Here is a 19,317-nt window from a genome sequence, read left to right on the forward strand (position 1 = left end):
CGACAGTTACCGCTCAGATTCCCCAAAAACCGCCCGGATCGTGACGTGCCGGCGCGATACAGCGAATCGTACTAGGCGTTGTTAGAGGTGAGAGCAATAAGGCGCGAAACTGCTCGCAGATACTTCTTGCTGTATCCCCCATTCAGCATGTCCTCGGGGAAAACCGCATCCAGCGGGCTTCCCTCGGCGTACACCGGGATCTGGGCGTCGTAAAGGCGGTCGACGAAGGCCACGAAACGCAACGCATCGGTCTGATTAGTGAACTCATGCACGCCGGTCAACGCAATCGCGTCGATACCTTCGATCAGCTTGACGTAGCGCGAGGGATGCACGCCGGCCAAGTGCTTGAGCACACCATCGAATGAGTCCAGGGTGACGACGCCCGACACAGCAGAGATTGCAGCAGCCGCATCGTCGACCGCTACGGCATGCGCACCAGTATCGCGTCGGCGGTAGTCGAGGCCATCAATTCGGATCGTCTCGAACTTGGCCGCGAGGGAGTCAATTTCGCGCATGAAGTCTTGGGCCGCGAAACGCCCCTCGCCAAGGGCATTGGGCGGAGTATTAGATGTTGCTGCAATTTTCGTTCCCGATGCAACAAGCTCTGAAAGCAGTCGAGAAATAAGACGTGTATCGCCGGGATCGTCCAGTTCGAACTCGTCAATGCAGACAAGCGTTGCCCCTTTGAGAAGCTGAACAGCCGGTGCGTAGCCGACGGCGCCGACCAAAGCCGTGTACTCGATGAAGGTACCAAAGTACTTTCGGCCCGCCGTCTGATGCCAGAGCGCTGCCAGCAAGTGGGTCTTGCCTACGCCAAATCCACCGTCGAGGTAGACACCCGGCTTTGCCACCGGTACTTTCTTCCGCGAGAAGAGTTTTGCCTTCTGCGCACTGGTCAGAAAGTGCCGCATCGCTGCCACGGCAGCCCCCTGTGACGGGTAGTCGCGGTCGGGACGATACGACTCCAAAGTCGCACCAGTGAACTGGCGGGGTGGCACAAGTTCGGCAAGCATCTGCGCTCCGGTCAACGACGGGATACGATCGACTAGACGCTCAGGAGTCGTAGGCGCAGTAGCGCTCATTCTCAGCCTCGGTTATTTTTCGCAGTCTTACGGCAACGCGGTGTAATCAGCGGCGAATGCGTAATTTCTTGGGCAAGGGACCCATCAAGCTTAGTTTGAAGCCCACACCAGTTTTTCCACCCACAATCGGAGGTAGTTATGACTATCGAAAACGACCCAGCCCCGCAATTTGCTGAGTTCTCGCACCCGGAACGATTGGTCACTGCAGACTGGCTTGAAGAACGACTCGGCAAGCCCGGTCTCGTTGTAGTGGAATCTGACGAAGACGTGCTCCTCTATGAAACCGGTCATATTCGCACCGCCGTCAAGATCGATTGGCACACGGACCTCAACGACCCGGTCACCCGCGATTACATCAATGGCGAAGAATTTGCCGAGCTCATGTCGCGCAGCGGCATTGCTCGCGACACCACGGTCGTCATTTATGGCGACAAGACCAACTGGTGGGCAGCCTACGCACTGTGGGTATTCACCCTGTTTGGCCACGAAGACGTACGACTCTTGGATGGAGGCCGCGCCAAGTGGGAAGCGGATGGTCGCGAGTACACGCTCGAGGTCCCCACTCCGACGCCCACCGAGTACCCGATCATTGAGCGCGACGATTCCGTGATTCGTGCATTCCGTGACGACGTGCTCGCCCACTTGGGAAACCCACTGATCGATGTCCGCTCTCCCGAGGAGTACAGCGGAGAACGCACAAGCGCTCCTGCCTACCCTGAAGAAGGCGCTCTGCGTGCCGGTCACATCCCGAGCGCACAGAGTGTGCCGTGGTCAAAGGCCGTTGCAGAAGATGGCACCTTCCGCCCTCTCGATGAACTCAACGCGATCTACCGTGATGGCGCTGGACTCAAGGATGGCGACCAAGTAGTGGCTTATTGCCGCATCGGTGAGCGTTCGAGCCATACTTGGTTCGTACTGAACTACTTGATGGGCTTCGAGAACGTGCGCAACTACGACGGATCGTGGACCGAGTGGGGTTCCTTGGTCGCTGTTCCGATCACCGTGGGCACAGAACCCGGTGACGTACCGTCCCGTTAGACTGACGTGGTGAGTGAGCAGCAGATCCCTACCCAGTTGGCCGAGATTCGTGACGACTTTCTGGAGCTTGAGCTGAGGGATCGGCTGCAACTCCTGCTTGAGTTCGCTAACGAGCTCCCTGAGCTGCCTGAGAGGTACCGGGACCACCCCGATCTCTTTGAGCGGGTTGAGGAATGTCAGTCTCCCGTTTTCATCTTTATTGAAGTCGAGAACGACATCGTTCATATGTATGCGACGGCGCCACCGGAAGCACCGACTACTCGTGGCTTCGCGTCAATCTTGGCGCAAGGATTGTCCGGGCTGAGCAGCAACGAAGTACTTGAACTCTCCGACGACTACCCCCAATCGCTGGGTCTCGCTAAGGCCGTGAGCCCACTGCGACTGCGCGGAATGACGGGCATGCTGGCGCGTGCGAAACGACAGATCCGCCTGAAGAGCGTCGTCTAAGCCTGCTTTATCGATTCTCGAGAGTCGCCGGTGGATTGGTCGACCTCCCGCGGTTTGCGAGCTCTAGGCGACGTCAGACTCTCCGGGGCCGGCATCCGTGCTCAATTGGAGCGCAAGCCACGTGCGGATCGCTAAGAGCCACCGCTCGCTGTCGTAGTTCCACAGTCTCGTGTGGCCCGCGGTGTCAAACTCTTCGTAAGTGACGATGTCGGGCCGAGCTTCGGCTAGCGCTCGCGAGGGCTCAACCGGAACATATCCGTCGTCTTCGCTGTGCATGAGCAAAATGGGGCGGTCTAATTCTTCGGCACGATCGACAAAGTTGAGGGTGTCGAAGTCGAGCGGGTGTGCCGTGCCCACAAGAAGTTGAGCTTGGTCGCTGCCCAACACTGCCACCGCAGCCCGGGGAATCATTGCGGGGATTCGATTCAAATCGCCGTGCAACTTGATGGTCGGCCCCCACGCAATCACTGGAGAGTCGAGCACTAGCCCGATAATCATGTCACGGTAGCGAGAGCGGATCAGAGTGTGAAGCGCGGTTGCACCACCCATCGACCAGCCCATGAGAATAATGCGCTCGGCACCAGCAGAGCGGGCGTACGCGATCGCTGCGTCGACATCGCGATACTCGGTAGAACCCAGCCCGTAGCGCCCGTCCAGCGAATCCGGCGCTTCAGTGTCGTTGCGGTACGAAATCGACAGAGAAGTGACTCCGGCATCGTAAAACTCGCCAAGCGCCCGAACCGTTTCTGGCCGCTGCACACCTCGACCGTGAATGTGGATGGCCCACGTCGTGCTCGGGGAAGGTGCGGGAATGAGCCAGGCCGGCGCGAATCCCAGCTCTGTCTGAATCTGCACCTCAGAGAATTCAAGTCCCAGTCCAGCCGGCGTCAGATAGAACCATCCGCTCGTGCGCGCGTTGTCTCCCGGATGCGGGACACCGGTTTCAACGTCGATCAGCTCCCGCGCAACCCACTGCGCTCCCTGAGAAACCACAGGCCCAATGCGGGCGAAACCCGTTTCGTCGGCAAACCACAGGCTGAAGCGCCCTGGTGCTCGACTCTCTTCCGCCGAGGACAACACAATCGTCGACTCCCCGACCGCGAGAATCCGCAGATTGCTGTCGGCTCGTCCGGGAGGAGTTACCACGCGACGGGCGACAAAGACCGAGAGCACCGCCCCAGCCACGACACCGAGTGCGGCGATAGCGGCCGCACCGATCGCGACCCCGCCGGCGACTCCGGCAACAATGCGCAAGCGATCCCGTGCCCGCATATCAAAACCTCCGTCTCGCAGCCGCCCTAGCGCGGCGTGCCTCACTAGCGATCGTTCTCGTAAAGCCTAATCTTCAGTCGTGCCCGATTCGCCAGCTGGACCAACACCACCCGCGGCATTTGCTTCAGCGGTTGAGTCGCTTCGTGCTGCGACTTTGCGCCCTGAGCTCGCGATTACTGAGATTTCAGCACCAACGCAGATCGCTCCTTGGTCGTTTGCTCTTGCTGCGGATGTTACGCCTTCCCGCCATGGCGAAGACTCCGATCTCGGCACTGGCCGATTCGTGCTTCTGTATGACCCGGCGTCTCCCGAGGCCTGGGACGGCGAATTTCGCATCATCTGTTTCGCTCAAGCTCCGCTCGAGCCGGAGATCGGTGTCGACCAGTTCCTCAGCGAAGTCACGTGGTCGTGGCTCGTGGATGCGCTCGATAGCCGAAACGCACAGTACGACCAAGTATCGGGAACTGCGACCCGCATTCTGTCCACCGGATTTGGCGAACTCGAGTCCCAGCCGGATGGCGCACAAATCGAACTTCGAGCGTCATGGAGCCCCCAAGACCTCGATATTGCCGCACATGTGGAAGGCTGGAGCGAGTTAGTCTGCATGCTTGCCGGACTTCCTCCCACGAATGAAGGAGTCACTATGTTGTCGGCCCGTAGAGTTGGACGTGAGTAGCGCCACCGACAGTGCAGCCCCTGAGGGCGAGTCGCACGCTACCCAAGCCCCTCATGTTCCCGTTGACGTCATTGACGATCGGGACGAATATCTTGCCGCCGTGGCAGCCATTGCTGCCGGTCACGGCCCCATCGGAATCGATGCTGAACGAGCAAGCGGTTACCGCTACTCTCAGCGCGCGTACCTCATCCAAATTTTCCGCCGCGGGGCTGGCACCTTCCTCTTCGATCCCCCCGCCATTGGTGACTTCAGTGAACTGAACGACGTCATTGCAGCGGAAGAGTGGATTCTGCACGCGGCCACGCAAGACCTCACCTGCTTGCGTGAAGTTGGCCTCCATCCGACGCGCTTGTTCGACACCGAACTGGGGGCGCGCATCGCTGGCCTCCCCCGCGTGGGACTCGGCACTGTCGTTGAACATCTGTTGGGCATCCATCTCGCGAAGGAGCATTCGTCAGCGGATTGGTCTACACGGCCTCTTCCTCAGTCGTGGCTCGTCTATGCCGCCCTTGATGTTGAGTTGCTCGTTGATCTCCGCGAAGCGCTCGGCGATGTTCTGGAAGGCGATGGCAAGGGCGACATTGCGCGTCAAGAGTTCGAATCAGTTCTTGCTCGCGATTTAAGCCATGTGCGCGCCGAACCGTGGCGCCGTCTCAGCGGGGTTCATTCAATTCGCGGCGGCAAAAACTTGGCTGTGGCACGAGAGTTGTGGCTTGCACGGGATGCTTACGCTCAAGAAGTCGACACCGCCCCAGGACGGCTCGTGCCCGACGGCGCCCTGTTGGCCGCCGCCAAGCTATTGCCCGAGTCAAAGCGCGAATTGTCGAGCCTTCGAGAATTCAGCGGTCGCGCAAGCCGCACGCAGATTGATCGCTGGTGGCAGGCCATTTTGGCAGGGCTGGCATCTACTGACGTTCCTGCGTCGCGAGTAGCCAGCGACACGCTTCCGCCACCGCGGGTGTGGTCAGATAAGAATCCCGCAGCAGATCGTCGCCTCAAGGCTGCTCGCGCCATCATGGCGGAGTTCTCCGAAGAGATGTCTATCCCTATTGAGAACCTGCTGACCCCTGATCACTTGCGGCGGGTGGCGTGGAATCCCCCCGCAGAAATCACGCTCGAAAGCATCTCGGACGCTCTCACAGCGCTCGGCGCTCGCCAGTGGCAACTTGACGTATCTGCACAGTCAATCGCCGAAGCCTTTGTCGAAGCCAACCAAACTCCTGAGGACTCGGACGACACCAAGTCGTAGGAACAATCAAAGGATTCCCCACGCTAATCTCCCCCACCTAGGATCAGTTCTACATCCAAGGATTTAGTGGAGGCATTGTGGCCAAGGAAACTGAGATTGTATTCGTAGATGGAGTCCGTACTCCGTTTGGACGTGCAGGCGAGAAGGGCATGTTCTGGAACACCAGAGCCGATGACCTCGTCGTCAAGGCGATGATCGGCGTGCTGGAACGGAATCCCCAGATCCCCAAGGATCGCTTCGACGAAGTAGCCATAGCGGCAACAACTCAGACCGGAGATCAAGGCCTCACGATCGGTCGTAGTGCCGCGATGCTGGCTGGTCTACCAAAGTCCGTTCCCGGCTATGCGATTGATCGCATGTGTGCCGGTGCCATGACGGCCGTCACGAACGTGGCTGGCGGAATCGCGTTCGGTGCGTACGACCTCGCCATCGCCGGAGGCGTTGAGCACATGGGTCATCACCCGATGGGTTCGGGCGTTGACCCCAACCCCCGCTTCCTCTCTGAGAAGCTCGTTGATCCCGAAGCCCTCAACATGGGCAACACGGCCGAGAAACTGCACGACCGTTTCCCGCAGCTCACCAAGGAGCGCTCCGACGCATTCGCTCTGCGCAGCCAGCAGCGAGCCAACGCGGCGTACGAAGCCAACAACATTCAGCCCGACCTCATCTCGGTGGCCACCAAGAGCGAAGCTGGCTGGGGATTGGCGACCCGCGACGAGGGCCTGCGCCCCGAAACAACTCTTGAGGGCCTCGCAGCGCTCAAGACGCCCTTCCGTTCACACGGACGCATCACCGCCGGCAACGCGTCCGGCCTGAACGACGGTGCAACCGCCAGCATCATCGCCAGCGGGGATGCCGCACGCGAGTTCGGCTTGAAGCCCAAGATGCGCATGGTGAGTTTCGCCTACGCCGGCGTGGAACCAGAGATCATGGGAATCGGCCCGATCCCTTCAACAGAGAAGGCGCTCCGCAAGGCTGGCTTGACGATCAACGACATCGGCCTTTTCGAACTCAACGAAGCTTTCGCGGTTCAGGTGCTGTCTTTGCTCGATCACTTCGGAATTGACGACGAAGATCCTCGCGTCAACCAGTGGGGCGGCGCTATCGCCATGGGCCACCCCCTCGCATCGTCAGGTGTTCGCCTGATGATCCAACTTGCCGCCCAATTCGAGCAGCACCCTGAGGTGCAGTTCGGCCTCACCGCGATGTGCGTTGGTCTCGGCCAGGGTGGATCCGTCATTTGGGAAAACCCGAACTACAAGGGAGCAAAGTAGCCATGACCGAACAGTTTGCACGTCTTTCGGACCTCGCTAAAGACGAGGTAATTACTCACTCCTTCGTTCGTGATGTGCCGCTCTCCGCAGGCCGCACGCTCGCCCTCATTACTCTCGACAACGGCAAAGACCACACCCGCCCGAACACACTCGGCCCGGCAACTCTGCTTGAGTTTGCGAAGGTGCTCGACGAGCAAAAGGAACGCGCCGCTGCTGGCGAAATCCACGGTGTCGCCGTCACGGGCAAGCCCTTCATTTTCGCGGCCGGTGCTGATCTCTCGAAGGTCAGCGAGATTCCCGACCGCGAGACCGGCAAGCAGATGGCTCAGTTGGGCCACTGGGCGCTCGGTAAGCTCAGCGAGCTTGGCGTGCCATCATTCGTATTTGTCAACGGACTAGCACTGGGTGGTGGTGTTGAGATTCCCCTCAATGCTGACTACCGCACCATCGATAGCTCGGTTCCCGCCTTCGCTCTTCCTGAGGTATTCCTCGGCCTGATTCCCGGCTGGGGTGGCGCATGGTTGTTGCCTAACCTGATTGGCATCGAAAACGCCCTCAAGGTTGTAATTGAGAACCCGCTGAAGAACAACCGGATGCTCAAAGGTCCTGAGGCTTTTGAGCTCGGCATCGCGGACGCCATGTTTGGCCCCGCAAACTTCCTTGAAGACTCAATCCGCTGGGCCGACGGAGTCATCGCCGGCACCACGAAGGTTAAGCGCAAGAACGAGCCGGGCAAGATCGAACGCACGGTGAAGTGGGATGTCGCTATCGGCATCGCCGACAAGATGTTGGCTAACCGCATCGGCCGCGTTGCTAAGTCTCCCTACGCTGCTCTCGCGCTGCTGAAAGCTGCCAAGAACACCGACAAGAAGACGGGTTTCGAAGCAGAAGACAATGCTCTGGCCGACATGATCTCGGGTGACCAATTCCAGGCCAGCATCTACGCGTTCAACCTGGTGCAGAAGCGTGCCAAGCGTCCAGCAGGAGCCCCCGACAAGGAGCTCGCTCGCCCCGTCACCAAGGTCGGCGTCATCGGCGCAGGTCTCATGGCGCGTCAATTTGCGTTGCTGTTCGTCCGTCGTCTGCAGGTTCCGGTGGTCATTACTGACCTTGACCAGACCGCGACGGATGCCGGCGTCGCAGCGATCCACGCTGAGATCGACAAGCTGCACGAGAAGGGTCGCCTCTCCTCCGACGACACCAACCGTCTCAAGGCACTCGTCACGGGAACAACCAACAAGGCTGACTTCGCTGACTGCGACTGGGTCATCGAAGCAATCTACGAAGAACTCGGCGCCAAGCAGGCCGTCTTCGCTGAGGTAGAACAATTCATCTCTGACGAAACAATTTTGGCCACAAACACCTCTTCACTCTCGGTGGAGCAGATCGGCGCCAAGCTCAAGCATCCTGAGCGTGTCGTGGGCTTCCACTTCTTCAACCCGGTGGCCGTTATGCCGCTGATTGAGGTTGTGAAGACGCCGCACACCAACGACGAGACGCTCGCGACAGCTATGGTTACCGCAAAGAACCTGCGCAAGAATGCAGTCATCACGACGGACACTCCTGGTTTTGTGGTGAACCGTATTCTCGCCAAGGTTCTCGGTGAGGCGATGCACGCTGTCGACACTGGAACCCCGTTTGAGGTTGTCGAAGAATCGACTCGCCCATTCGGCCTGCCGATGACACCGTTCGAGCTGCTCGAGTTGGTTGGCCTCAAGGTCGGCGCCCACGTGCTCGATACTCACCACGCTGCGTTCCCTGAGCGTTTCTTCGAGAGCAAAAACTTGCACAAACTAGCCGAGCTCGGATTCATTTTCGACCGCGACAGCAAGGGCAAGTCGAAGGGCGTCTCGAAGAAGGCCGTAGAGATTGTCAAGGGCGGAACGTCCCCGATGACGGCTGAGGAACTTCAGATCCGCATTGAAGATGGACTGGCCGATGAGATTCACCGGATGCTCGAGGACGGCGTAGTTGCCGCGGCGGAAGACATCGACCTCTGCCTCATTCTCGGCGCGGGTTACCCGTTCCAGATGGGTGGCGTCACTCCGTACCTCGATCGCGCGGGTGCGTCGGAGCGAGCTTTCGGCAGCACGTTCCACAACCCGCCCATCCGCGGAGTGCAGTAATCCTTCGCCGCTAGCTAGCGCACGACAGAGGCCCGGTTCAGAGTATTTCTGAGCCGGGCCTTTGGCATTAGACGCTCACTCTCGACAGCGCGTTCGGTATGTTCGCGGCGGTGTCGAGACTGCGAGCTAGCCGCGCTCTGCGGGCAGGCGGAACTCTTCTGAATCCTGCTCTGCAAGCGGACGCGCGACAGGGATCTTGCTTCCCAGTACTTGCGCAACGACATCGCGAGCGATGTGTTGTGGAGTCAAACCGACCTGGTTGAGGATGTAGTCGCGGCTGCCGTGGTCGAGGAAACTGTCGGGCAGCCCCAGTTCGTTCACAGCGGTATCCACGCCACTGGCGCGCATGTCTTGTCGGATTCGCGTACCAATTCCCCCCACGCGCACACCGTCTTCGATCGTGATCACGATGCGATGGTCAGCGGCAAAATCAATGACGCTCTTGGGCACCGGGACAACCCAGCGTGGGTCAATCACCGTGGCACCAATGCCTTGAGCTGCCAAGAGCTCGGCAACTTGCAGTCCAGTCTTAGCCATCGAACCGACCGTGACGATGAGAACATCGCGCTGATCGTCTTCTCGCAACACATCAACACCGTCGTCGGTGCGGCGTACGGCGTCGTATTCGGTGCCTACGGTGCCCTTAGCGAAGCGAACGACCGTGGGTGCATCGTCAACCGCTATGGCCTCCCCCAACTCCTCACGGAGGCGCGCAGCGTCGCGGGGCGCAGCAATACGGATGTTGGGTACGACCTGCAGCAACGCGAGGTCCCACATGCCGTGATGGCTAGCGCCGTCTGGACCGGTCACGCCTGCCCGGTCGAGAACGAAAGTCACGCCTGCGCGATGGAGCGCGACATCCATCAAAACCTGATCAAATGCCCGGTTCATAAAGGTGGCATAGAGCGCGACTACGGGATGCAAGCCACCGAACGCGAGTCCGGCCGCCGACGTGACCGCATGCTGCTCGGCGATGCCGACGTCGTGAACGCGCTTCGGGTACTTCTCTGCGAAACGGTGGAGTCCCGTGGGCCTCAGCATCGCCGCGGTGATACCGACGAGACGAGGATTCTCATCCGCAAGCTTCACGATCTCCTCAGAGAACACAGACGTCCACGATTCCGCGCCACTTGGTTCAATCGGTTCACCCGTTGCGGGATCAATCTGCCCCACCGCATGGAACTGATCGGCGACATCCATCAAGGCCGGCTCATAGCCGCGACCCTTTTCGGTGATCGCGTGCACAATCACAGGCGCACCGTAGGACTTCGCCTGCTGCAGAGCCTCGGTGAGCGCGCCGATGTCGTGACCGTGCACCGGGCCCAAGTACTTGATATCGAGGTTCGAATACAGCGCCTCGTTATTGCTGACACGTGAGAGGAAACCGTGGGTACCACCACGGATGCCGCGATAGAGTGCGCGACCGGGCCCGCCGAATGCGCCAAAGAAACGCTCGCTTGAACCGTGCAACGAACGGTAGGAACGGCGCGTACGCACGCTGTTGAGGAAGTGCGCCATTCCGCCGATAGTTGGCGCGTAGGAGCGACCGTTGTCGTTGACGACGATGACCAGATTGCGACTGTTGTCATCGCTGATGTTATTGAGCGCCTCCCAGGTCATACCGCCAGTGAGAGCGCCATCGCCCACCACGGCGACCACATGGCGGTCACCCTGCCCCGTCATCTCGAAGGCACGAGAAATACCGTCAGCCCACGAGAGCGAACTCGACGCGTGCGAGCTTTCAACGATGTCGTGTTCTGACTCAGAACGCTGCGGATACCCCGCGAGGCCCCCTTGCGACCGAAGTTTCGCGAAGTCCTTGCGGCCGGTCAAAATTTTGTGAACGTAGCTCTGATGTCCTGTATCGAACACCACGGCATCCCGCGGCGAATCGAATACGCGGTGGATAGCGGTCGTGAGTTCGACAACGCCGAGATTCGGGCCCAAATGCCCACCGGTGCGCGAGACATTCTCGATCAAAAACTCACGAATCTCTTGGGCTAGTTGAGTAAGTTGCGCCGTGGAGAGACCATCAAGATCTCGGGGACCGTTGATTCCCTCGAGTAAATTCATGCCCTCAGTCTAGGCTTCTTCTTCCCTGTTTTGAACAAATGTGCATGAGGTTCTGAGACGACCCACAGCCTCTACACGACGCAGAAAAGGCGCGCGGCGAGAGCAAAGCTCCCTGCCGCGCGCCTTCGGCGCACGCGCTAGCTAGACCAGCGAACGCAATACGTACTGAAGGATGCCACCGTTGCGGTAGTAATCAGCTTCACCCGGAGTATCGATGCGCAGCTTCGCATCGAACTCGATCGTCGTCTTGCCCTCGGGCGAGTGCGCGGTCGGTTCGGCCACTACGTGCAGAGTGCTCGGGATGCGGTCGTCGTTGAGTTCTTCGACGCCCGAGATGCTAATGCTCTCGGTGCCATCGAGCCCCAGCGACTCCCAGCTCTGGCCCTCAGGGAACTGCAGAGGCAGGACGCCCATGCCGATGAGGTTCGAGCGGTGAATACGCTCGAAGCTTTCACAGATGACTGCCTTGACACCGAGCAAGCTCGTGCCCTTGGCGGCCCAGTCACGTGACGAACCTGAACCGTATTCCTTGCCACCGAGAACAACGAGCGGAGTTTCCTCGGCTGCGTAGTTCTGAGCCGCGTCGTAGATGAACGACTGCTCAGCATCCGGCGTGGTGAAGTCACGGGTGTAACCACCCTCAACACCGTCAAGAAGCTGGTTCTTGAGACGGATGTTGGCGAAAGTTCCGCGAATCATCACTTCGTGGTTTCCACGACGCGAACCATAAGAGTTGAAGTCCTTGCGGTCGATGCCGTGCTCGGCGAGGTAAATTCCAGCCGGGCTGTCACCCTTGATCGAACCAGCGGGGCTGATGTGGTCAGTCGTGACTGAGTCGCCCAACTTGGCGAGAACGCGCGCACCGGTGATCGAGCTGACCGGAGTGATTTCCATGGTCATTCCCTCGAAGTACGGGGGCTTGCGCACGTAGGTCGACTTGTCATCCCACTCAAAAGTGGAACCAGTCGGCGTCGGAAGGTTCTGCCAGCGTTCGTCACCGTCAAAGACACCCGCATACTCGTGGGTGAACATTTCACGGTCAATCGACGAATCGATCGTCGCCTGCACCTCAGCGGCGTCGGGCCAAATGTCCTTCAAGAAGACATCTTTACCATCCTGGTCTTGGCCAAGAGCGTCGTTGTCGAAGTCGAAGTTCATCGATCCGGCAAGCGCGTAGGCGATGACCAACGGCGGGCTCGCGAGGTAGTTCATCTTCACGTCGGGGTTGATGCGACCTTCGAAGTTGCGGTTACCCGAAAGAACGGCGGTTACCGCGAGATCGTTCTCGTTGATCGCGGTGGAGATTTCATCTTCCAAAGGACCAGAGTTGCCGATACAGGTGGTGCAGCCATAGCCGACTGTGTAGAAACCAAGCGCTTCAAGTGACTCGTCGAGGCCCGACTTCTCGTAGTAGTCCGTGACTACCTTAGAACCGGGAGCAAGTGTGGTCTTGACCCACGGCTTCGACTTCAGTCCCTTTGCGGCCGCGTTGCGAGCCAACAGGCCAGCGGCAAGCATCACCGAGGGGTTAGACGTGTTCGTGCACGAGGTAATTGCGGCTATCGCAACGGAACCGTGGTCGATCGTGAACGACTCGCCGCCGTCGACGTTAACCGAGGTCGGCTGCGAGACCGTCAGCGGCGGGTGACTCGCGTGGATTGTCGAGGGCATGTGCGCCCAGTCCTCATCCTGCGGAGTGGTACCGCTGGGGTCGGAAGCCGGGAACGAGCCTTCAACGGCTGCGTCAACCTTGGTGTGATCCGTTGCTGCATAGTTGTTGAGATCGATTTCGAACTGGCTCTTCGCCTTCGTGAGCTCGATGCGGTCCTGCGGGCGCTTCGGTCCAGCGATCGACGGAACAACGGTGCCGAGATCCATTTCGATGTATTCGCTGTAGTTGGGCTCGACGCTCGGGTCGTGCCAGAGCTTCTGAAGCTTTGCGTACGCTTCGACGAGTTCGACCTGCTCTTCGCTGCGGCCGGTGAGACGAAGGTAGTCGAGGGTAACGTCATCGATCGGGAACATAGCGGCGGTCGAACCGAACTCGGGGCTCATGTTTCCGATAGTTGCACGGTTGGCGAGCGGCACTGCGCCAACTCCCTCGCCGTAGAACTCAACGAACTTGCCGACGACGCCATGCTGGCGCAACATTTGCGTGATCGTGAGAACAACGTCGGTCGCAGTGACGCCGGCGGGGATAGAACCCGTGAGCTTGAAACCGACAACCTTGGGGATCAGCATGGAAACCGGCTGGCCGAGCATTGCTGCCTCAGCTTCGATTCCGCCAACGCCCCAGCCGAGAACGCCAAGACCGTTAACCATCGTGGTGTGCGAGTCGGTGCCGACGAGAGTGTCGGGGAATGCCCGAGTCTTGCCATCAACTTCGCGCGTGTAAGTGACTCGCGCGAGGTGCTCGATGTTCACCTGGTGAACGATTCCGGTTCCGGGGGGCACAACCTTGAAGTCGTCGAAAGCGCTCTGGCCCCAACGAAGGAACTGGTAGCGCTCACCGTTGCGCTCGTACTCAAGTTCAACGTTGCGCTCAAGCGCATTCTCAGAACCGAAGAGGTCGGCGATAACCGAGTGGTCAATCACGAGCTCTGCAGGCGCGAGCGGGTTGATCTTGGTGGGGTCTCCCCCGAGTTCAGCAACGGCCTCACGCATAGTGGCGAGGTCAACGATGCACGGAACGCCAGTGAAGTCCTGCATGACAACGCGCGCGGGTGTGAACTGGATCTCGGTGTCGGGGTCTGCACTGGGCACCCACGATCCGAGGGACTCGATTTGCGACTTCGTGACGTTCTTGCCGTCTTCTGTGCGCAACAGGTTCTCGAGCAGAACCTTGAGGCTAAACGGTAGCTTTTCGTATCCCGCTACCTTGTCGATGCGGAACACTTCATAGTCGGACGAACCGACTGTGAGGGTGTCTTTCGACCCAAAACTATTGACTGTCGACACTGTCATCTCCCTTGCTACGGTTCTTCAATCCTTGCGCGGAGCGTGCGCTGCATCCAGCAAGGCAAGCCTAAGGCTGAATCGCAAATAACGCGCTGCGATCGCGGCCAAAAGTATCTTGACGTCGAGATAAATATACACCATCGTCGTCCTGTCGCCTCGACGCCACGGCGATGAAGAAGAACTACTCGGCGGTTGTGCGCCCGTAAGCAGTGCGCATAAGAAGCCACGTGACCCAGAGCACTCCCGCGTAAAGCGGAACACCGAGCAAGAGCTTCATAGTTGCCAGCGCCTGAGTTGCCTCGGCGAAGTAAAGCGGAAGTTCGATTCCAAGCCGTACCGAGAACAAGCCTGCCCACAGCACGGTGGCGATTAACGCAACACGGAACTTTGCCTTGTCTTCACGCCAATCGGCAGCTGTCGGCACCAGCAACGCCGCGATGAGGCCGACGAGCGGACGCCTCGCGATGACGCTCACCACTATCGCTACCAAGAAAACTGCGTTGATGACGAAACCCAAAAGAAAGTTGTCTTCGGCGCGCCCCGTAAAGAGCGCAAGACCGGCGGAAAGAGCGACACCAACAACGCCCACAAGCGCAGACGACACCGGAGTTCTCGTCGCAAGACGAACAGCCACGAAGCCCAACGCCACAACAACAGGCGCCACGACGGACGCGACCAGTTCTTGAGTGATCGTGAAGATTACCAAGAACGCGAGCCCGGGCAGAATGGACTCCACTAAACCGCGCACACCACCCATCGCCTCGAGTAGAGCACCCGAAGTCGGAGCCTCCCCTGGCGCTACATGGCCTACGGCGGAACGACGAGCCGCAGCCGCTAGTGCTTCACGAACTGTCGGATCTGCGGTCACCTGATCATCTTCAGATTCACTCGACGGCTCGTCGACTGAACTCACGCCTGAGGTTCCTTCTCACCCGTTGCCGGCATGTGCAGCGGAATGAGGTCGCGAGGCGGCATCGGCGTCGTGCCACGGATTACAACGATCGAACGGAACAGATCCTCGATCTTGGTTGCTGCTTCCTGGCTCGTCAGAGCTTCACCGGCGATTACTCCCCGCAGGAACCAGCGCGGACCGTCAACGCCAACGAAGCGCGCGATGCGCTTCTCGCCGGGCTTGCCTGCAACAGGAATCTCGGCAAAAACCTCAGGGCCAAAGGGGCCGTCCGAGACTTTTGTAGTCCCGCCCTGCGAGTGAACCTGATTTATGATCTGCTGACGAATCTCGTGCCAAAGCCCGCTCGACCGCGGGGCCGCAAAGGGTTGGATTTGAAGCGTTGAACCAGCGTAGTCAAGCCCAACAGCGACGACGCGCTTGCTTGCTTCTTCAATTTCAAGTCGCAAGTGCAACTCTTGACGCGGAAGAATCTTCACTCCGCCAAGGTCAACATACGGACGAACAGCATTTGCTTCGCTCTCGTCGAGAGGACCATCGGTCGCACGATTCTCCGGTGCCGACTTGGGGTGATCCTGCGGCTGGTCGGTTTCAGTAGTGTCGCTCACGAAGTGGCTCCTTGTTGTGTTGACTCTGCGCGGTATCCGGTCGAACCGAAGCCCGACTCACCACGATGACTGCCCGGAAGGGTGGAAACGGGAATGAACCTAGCCCGAGAAACGGGCATAACGATCATTTGCGCGATCCTATCGCCCGGCGCGATCTCAAAAGTGGATGAACTATCAGTGTTCAACAACGTAACGCGAATTTCGCCTCGGTAGCCAGCATCCACAGTTCCAGGGCTATTGACGATAGTGATGCCGTGACGGGCTGCCAGCCCGCTGCGAGGCACCACGAACGCTAAGTAACCGTCGGGCAGCGCGATCGACACCCCCGTCGCGATGGTGTCCCGTTGGCCGGGCGCGAGAGTGTAACTGCCTGCGGAATACAGGTCAGCCCCAGCGTCACCCGGATGCGCGTACGCAGGCGTCTGGCCTGCTGAGATGAGCACCTCTACGTTGTCAATCACGAGTCGAGGCTAGTGCAGATAAGGCGTCAGCCCGAAACGCCCGGCGCAAAATCAGTGTGTAATGGATGAGTGACTTACTACCGTGAACGCTTGTGGCCCACAGCGTGGCTCTACATCAGCACCGCTCTCATCATTCCCGCGAGCATCTTGGTGTTCCTGCCGATCAATATCTTCGTGGGATACATCACCGCAGCAGTGCTCTATATCGGGATTGTGCTGTTCCTGCTGTGGTCTGCACCGACAATCACGGTAGACGACAAAGAACTTCGTGCGGGAAGCGCTCGACTGCCGATCGCTATCATCGGCGACGTGACGAGCTACAACGGGGATGAAGCGACTCTCGAACGCGGGCAGCGACTGGATGCGCGTGCTTGGCTGATGATCCGAGGATGGGTCTCGCCGGTTGTCAAACTTGAGGTACTCGATGAGAGCGACCCGACACCGTATTGGTTGTTGTCGAGTCGCACTCCCGAATTGCTTGCTGGAGCGATCGCGCAGTCTAGGCTGCGCACTCCAGGCAAATAGCGCCCAGCTTGGTTGTGTGGTCTACCTGCGAGCGGTGCTTCACAAGGAAGCAGCTCACGCAAGTGAATTCGTCCGCCTGAGGAGGCAGAACGACCACATCGAGGTCCAGGTCAGAAAGGTCTGCGCCGGCGAGCTCAAAGTTCGCCGGGTTGTCTGAATCGTCGACGTCAACCGAGCCCGACATTTTGTCAGGAACACGCTCTTTAAGAGCCTCGATCGACTCGGAGTCGTCGTCGGTCTTACGAGGTGCGTCGTAGTCGGTGGCCATGCCCATCCACTTCTGTTTTACGTTGAATCACCGGAATCGGCGGGCACAGTCTCCATGAAAGCGAGGCGAATTGCAAACCGCCGATTCTGCATCACTGTGCAGCGCCTGTGATAACTGTTCATGGAGGCGTGTTATTCCCAAAGAAACCGCCCAATGCGTGCGACCCTAAGGGGAATCGTGAGGGCTGGAGAAGTTCACTATGGAAGACCTTCGGGTAATCGAAGTACAAGACGGTGCGCTGATCGTGTCGAGCAATGATGGAACGCGCTTCCGTCTCGCCGTTGATAACGTGTTGCAGTCGCGTTTGCGACAGAGCCGAGCCCAAACAGGCAGCGGCCCCAAGCTTGCTCCCCGGGAGATTCAGGCACATATCCGGGCAGGAATGTCCGCTCAGGACGTCGCGAATCTCACCGGCGCTGACATCGACTACATCGAGCGTTTCGAGGGGCCTGTCGTCGCTGAACGCGAATTCGTCGTCAAATCTGCGCTCGGAGTGCCGGTGCATGTTGCGGGTGAAACGGACTCGCTGACGTCGTCGCGCACTTTCGGATCCGCTATTCGCGAACGACTCGTCGACGTGAATGCTGCCAATGAGCGGTGGGCTAGCTGGAAAGATCCTGAGAATGGGTGGACGGTCAAGCTCTCGTTCAACTCAAACAGCATCGACCATGATGCACGTTGGCAATACGACCCCAAGCGCCAATCTCTTGTTCCGCTCAACAACGAAGCCAAGACTCTCTCCCAGCAGGGTGAAACGACCGGCGCTCTTATCCCCCGACTCCGCGCCGTTGCGCCCGCCGAAGGAACTACGGACGCCGCACGCTTCGACAGCGGAGCGTTCGACGTCGATGAACTCCACGACGAGCCCGCGCCGATCAAGCCGGCGGAACTTCCTGTTATGCGCGATCGCAGCGCAGAAGCGGGTGTTGGCAACCAGACCGCAGATTTGCTCGACGCTCTTCGTCGTCGTCGCGGCGAGCGGGAGCCCGCGAACTTTGCGGCAGACGAGGATGAGACTGACACCACGACCGGTGCCGAACCGTCAATGCGCCTTCTCGATCCTCCCGCCGCAGAGCAACGCCGCGATGCACCAGCGCCGCCGCAAGCGACCGCACCACAGCCGACAGCGAAATCGCGTCGCCGTCGGGTTGCGATGCCGAGCTGGGACGACATCGTCTTCGGAACGAAGCCAGACGAAGACCCCGCTTAGCGAGCGAAGGCACCGAACTTCAGAAGGGGAACACGAAGTTCTTCGTCTGACCAGGATCCGTGCTGGCCGATCATTTTTCTGCCGGAGTTATTGGTAACGCGGGAGTCGTAGTAAGCGATCCCTTTGCGTGCGGCGACAATAATGTCGCCAATGCGCGCCCCGACCTCCGGGGCGACCTCTCCAAACCAGCCAGCAGCAATTGCAGCGTCGCGGCTTGCCACCCACGAACGCTGACCTTCTGCGTGCTGCCAACGCTCAAGGACCGCTTCCCGCTCGGCAGCCGTCAGTTCAGGCGCGAGATGCAGCTGGAGGCAGCGTGGCTCCCCCGCAACATGCGCGATTCCCTCAATAAGTTCCGGCGCTGTATCGAAGAGCACGTGCGATTCAGGAAGAACGTCAATCATTCCGTGATCGGCAGTCACGAGAAGCCCCTGGTCGTCAGCAAGTTCGCCCACCACGCTGCCCACCGCGGAATCGAGAGATTCAAGTGCGTGCGTCCACTGGGACGACTGCCAACCATTCGCATGACCAGCCATATCGAGCTCTGGCGCATAGACGTAGGTGAGCGAAGGTTCAGCGCTGGACTGTCCAACCGCCACCGCCACACGAAGCCGTTCTGCAAGAGAACCTGCAGCGACGTACCTAGCACCGCGTAGCACCGCCTGTGTAAAGCCAGAGTCTCGATAGCGAGCCGCTCCTACCGCCACCGCAGAAAAGCCACGTTCGGTTGCGCGTTCGAAGATCGTCGGAACCCGCTGCCAGGTCGACGGCTGCATGCGGGAATCCCATCCGGAAAGCTGATTGAGCACGCGATCGTTGAGCGGATCGAGAACGCTGTAGCCCACAAGACCGTGCTGTCCCGCTCTCGCTCCCGTGGTGAGACTCGCGATCGCCACTGCCGTAGTGGTGGGAAATCCCGACTGAATCACGGTGTTCTTGGAGAAGGCTCCGGCCAAAGTTCTGGCATGCCCCAATCGCGCCTTAAGGTTGTGGGCCCCGAGTCCATCAACAAGCAACACGACAGCGTGACGAACGGGAGGCAAGCTCAGTCGATTATCCTCGCCCGCAATTGCCTGAAAGGAACTTGACAACACATCGGTTAGGTTCGCTGAGTCTGGGTTGAGCGCCGGTAGCATTAGG

Annotated in this window: 17 protein-coding genes; 8 read left to right on the forward strand and 9 right to left on the reverse strand. The window is 59.4% G+C overall.

All coding sequences use genetic code 11. From position 1 onward, the window contains the following. Positions 1-71: 71 nt before the first annotated feature. Positions 72-1,082 (reverse strand): cell division protein ZapE, encoded by a 1,011-nt coding sequence (zapE, locus tag I6E52_RS01790; protein ID WP_197154450.1) that lies wholly within the window; start codon positions 1,080-1,082, stop codon positions 72-74. A gap of 138 nt (positions 1,083-1,220) precedes the next feature. Here zapE and I6E52_RS01795 point away from each other — a divergent pair, with 138 nt between their 5' ends. Further along, positions 1,221-2,120, forward strand: coding sequence for a sulfurtransferase (locus I6E52_RS01795; RefSeq protein WP_197124545.1), 900 nt, complete (start codon positions 1,221-1,223; stop codon positions 2,118-2,120). Between the two features lie 9 nt (positions 2,121-2,129). Continuing rightward, positions 2,130-2,567 carry a SufE family protein gene (locus I6E52_RS01800; RefSeq protein WP_197124543.1) on the forward strand — a complete coding sequence of 146 codons (438 nt, stop codon included), beginning with the start codon at positions 2,130-2,132 and terminating at the stop codon, positions 2,565-2,567. A 63-nt stretch (positions 2,568-2,630) separates the two neighbouring features. Here I6E52_RS01800 and I6E52_RS01805 read toward each other — a convergent pair whose 3' ends face one another. Continuing rightward, positions 2,631-3,839 (reverse strand): S9 family peptidase, encoded by a 1,209-nt coding sequence (locus I6E52_RS01805; protein WP_197154451.1) that lies wholly within the window; start codon positions 3,837-3,839, stop codon positions 2,631-2,633. A gap of 79 nt (positions 3,840-3,918) precedes the next feature. Here I6E52_RS01805 and I6E52_RS01810 point away from each other — a divergent pair, with 79 nt between their 5' ends. The 4 genes from I6E52_RS01810 (at position 3,919) to I6E52_RS01825 (ending at position 9,164) form a co-directional block, all read left to right on the forward strand. Beyond that, positions 3,919-4,515 (forward strand): DUF3000 domain-containing protein, encoded by a 597-nt coding sequence (locus I6E52_RS01810; protein WP_197154452.1) that lies wholly within the window; start codon positions 3,919-3,921, stop codon positions 4,513-4,515. Continuing rightward, entirely contained in the window at positions 4,508-5,764 is a 1,257-nt protein-coding gene (locus tag I6E52_RS01815; protein WP_307842316.1) for an HRDC domain-containing protein, read from the forward strand. Before I6E52_RS01810 ends, I6E52_RS01815 begins: the two co-directional genes overlap by 8 nt. 77 nt (positions 5,765-5,841) lie before the next feature. Further along, a complete protein-coding gene (locus I6E52_RS01820; protein ID WP_197154456.1) occupies positions 5,842-7,038 on the forward strand; it encodes a thiolase family protein in 1,197 nt (398 codons plus the stop codon). Between the two features lie 2 nt (positions 7,039-7,040). Next, a complete protein-coding gene (locus tag I6E52_RS01825) occupies positions 7,041-9,164 on the forward strand; it encodes a 3-hydroxyacyl-CoA dehydrogenase NAD-binding domain-containing protein (protein ID WP_197154458.1) in 2,124 nt (707 codons plus the stop codon). Positions 9,165-9,290: 126 nt separating this feature from the next. On the opposite strand, the gene dxs is transcribed toward I6E52_RS01825, so the two are convergent. The 5 genes from dxs to dut all read right to left on the reverse strand — a co-directional run bounded on the left by dxs (position 9,291) and on the right by dut (position 16,174). Continuing rightward, positions 9,291-11,237 carry a 1-deoxy-D-xylulose-5-phosphate synthase gene (gene dxs, locus I6E52_RS01830; protein WP_197154459.1) on the reverse strand — a complete coding sequence of 649 codons (1,947 nt, stop codon included), beginning with the start codon at positions 11,235-11,237 and terminating at the stop codon, positions 9,291-9,293. A 141-nt stretch (positions 11,238-11,378) separates the two neighbouring features. Beyond that, positions 11,379-14,195: an aconitate hydratase AcnA gene (gene acnA / locus I6E52_RS01835; RefSeq protein WP_307842480.1), complete on the reverse strand. Its 2,817-nt coding sequence runs from the start codon at positions 14,193-14,195 to the stop codon at positions 11,379-11,381. 181 nt (positions 14,196-14,376) lie between these two features. Beyond that, complete coding sequence (locus I6E52_RS01840) at positions 14,377-15,108, reverse strand: DUF3159 domain-containing protein (RefSeq protein ID WP_197154461.1); 732 nt, start codon at positions 15,106-15,108, stop codon at positions 14,377-14,379. Then, positions 15,105-15,713, reverse strand: a complete 609-nt coding sequence (locus I6E52_RS01845) for a DUF3710 domain-containing protein (protein ID WP_197154462.1) — start codon at positions 15,711-15,713, stop codon at positions 15,105-15,107. Before I6E52_RS01845 ends, I6E52_RS01840 begins: the two co-directional genes overlap by 4 nt. After that, positions 15,710-16,174, reverse strand: a complete 465-nt coding sequence (gene dut / locus I6E52_RS01850) for a dUTP diphosphatase (protein WP_197154463.1) — start codon at positions 16,172-16,174, stop codon at positions 15,710-15,712. Before dut ends, I6E52_RS01845 begins: the two co-directional genes overlap by 4 nt. Positions 16,175-16,243: 69 nt before the next feature. On the opposite strand from dut, the gene I6E52_RS01855 reads away from it, so the two are divergent. Then, positions 16,244-16,699 (forward strand): DUF3093 domain-containing protein, encoded by a 456-nt coding sequence (locus I6E52_RS01855; protein WP_197154464.1) that lies wholly within the window; start codon positions 16,244-16,246, stop codon positions 16,697-16,699. Here I6E52_RS01855 and I6E52_RS01860 read toward each other — a convergent pair. Beyond that, positions 16,674-16,967, reverse strand: coding sequence for a DUF4193 domain-containing protein (locus tag I6E52_RS01860; RefSeq protein WP_100389298.1), 294 nt, complete (start codon positions 16,965-16,967; stop codon positions 16,674-16,676). The genes I6E52_RS01855 and I6E52_RS01860 overlap by 26 nt on opposite strands. Positions 16,968-17,166: 199 nt before the next feature. Between I6E52_RS01860 and sepH the strand changes: the two genes are divergently transcribed. Then, entirely contained in the window at positions 17,167-18,177 is a 1,011-nt protein-coding gene (gene sepH, locus I6E52_RS01865; protein WP_197154466.1) for a septation protein SepH, read from the forward strand. Here sepH and I6E52_RS01870 read toward each other — a convergent pair. Beyond that, positions 18,174-19,271, reverse strand: a complete 1,098-nt coding sequence (locus tag I6E52_RS01870; protein ID WP_307842318.1) for an alkaline phosphatase family protein — start codon at positions 19,269-19,271, stop codon at positions 18,174-18,176. The genes sepH and I6E52_RS01870 overlap by 4 nt on opposite strands. Between the last annotated feature and the right edge of the window lie 46 nt (positions 19,272-19,317).

Origin of the sequence: Salinibacterium sp. NG253, assembly GCF_015864945.1 — a bacterium.
GTDB lineage: Bacteria > Actinomycetota > Actinomycetes > Actinomycetales > Microbacteriaceae > Rhodoglobus.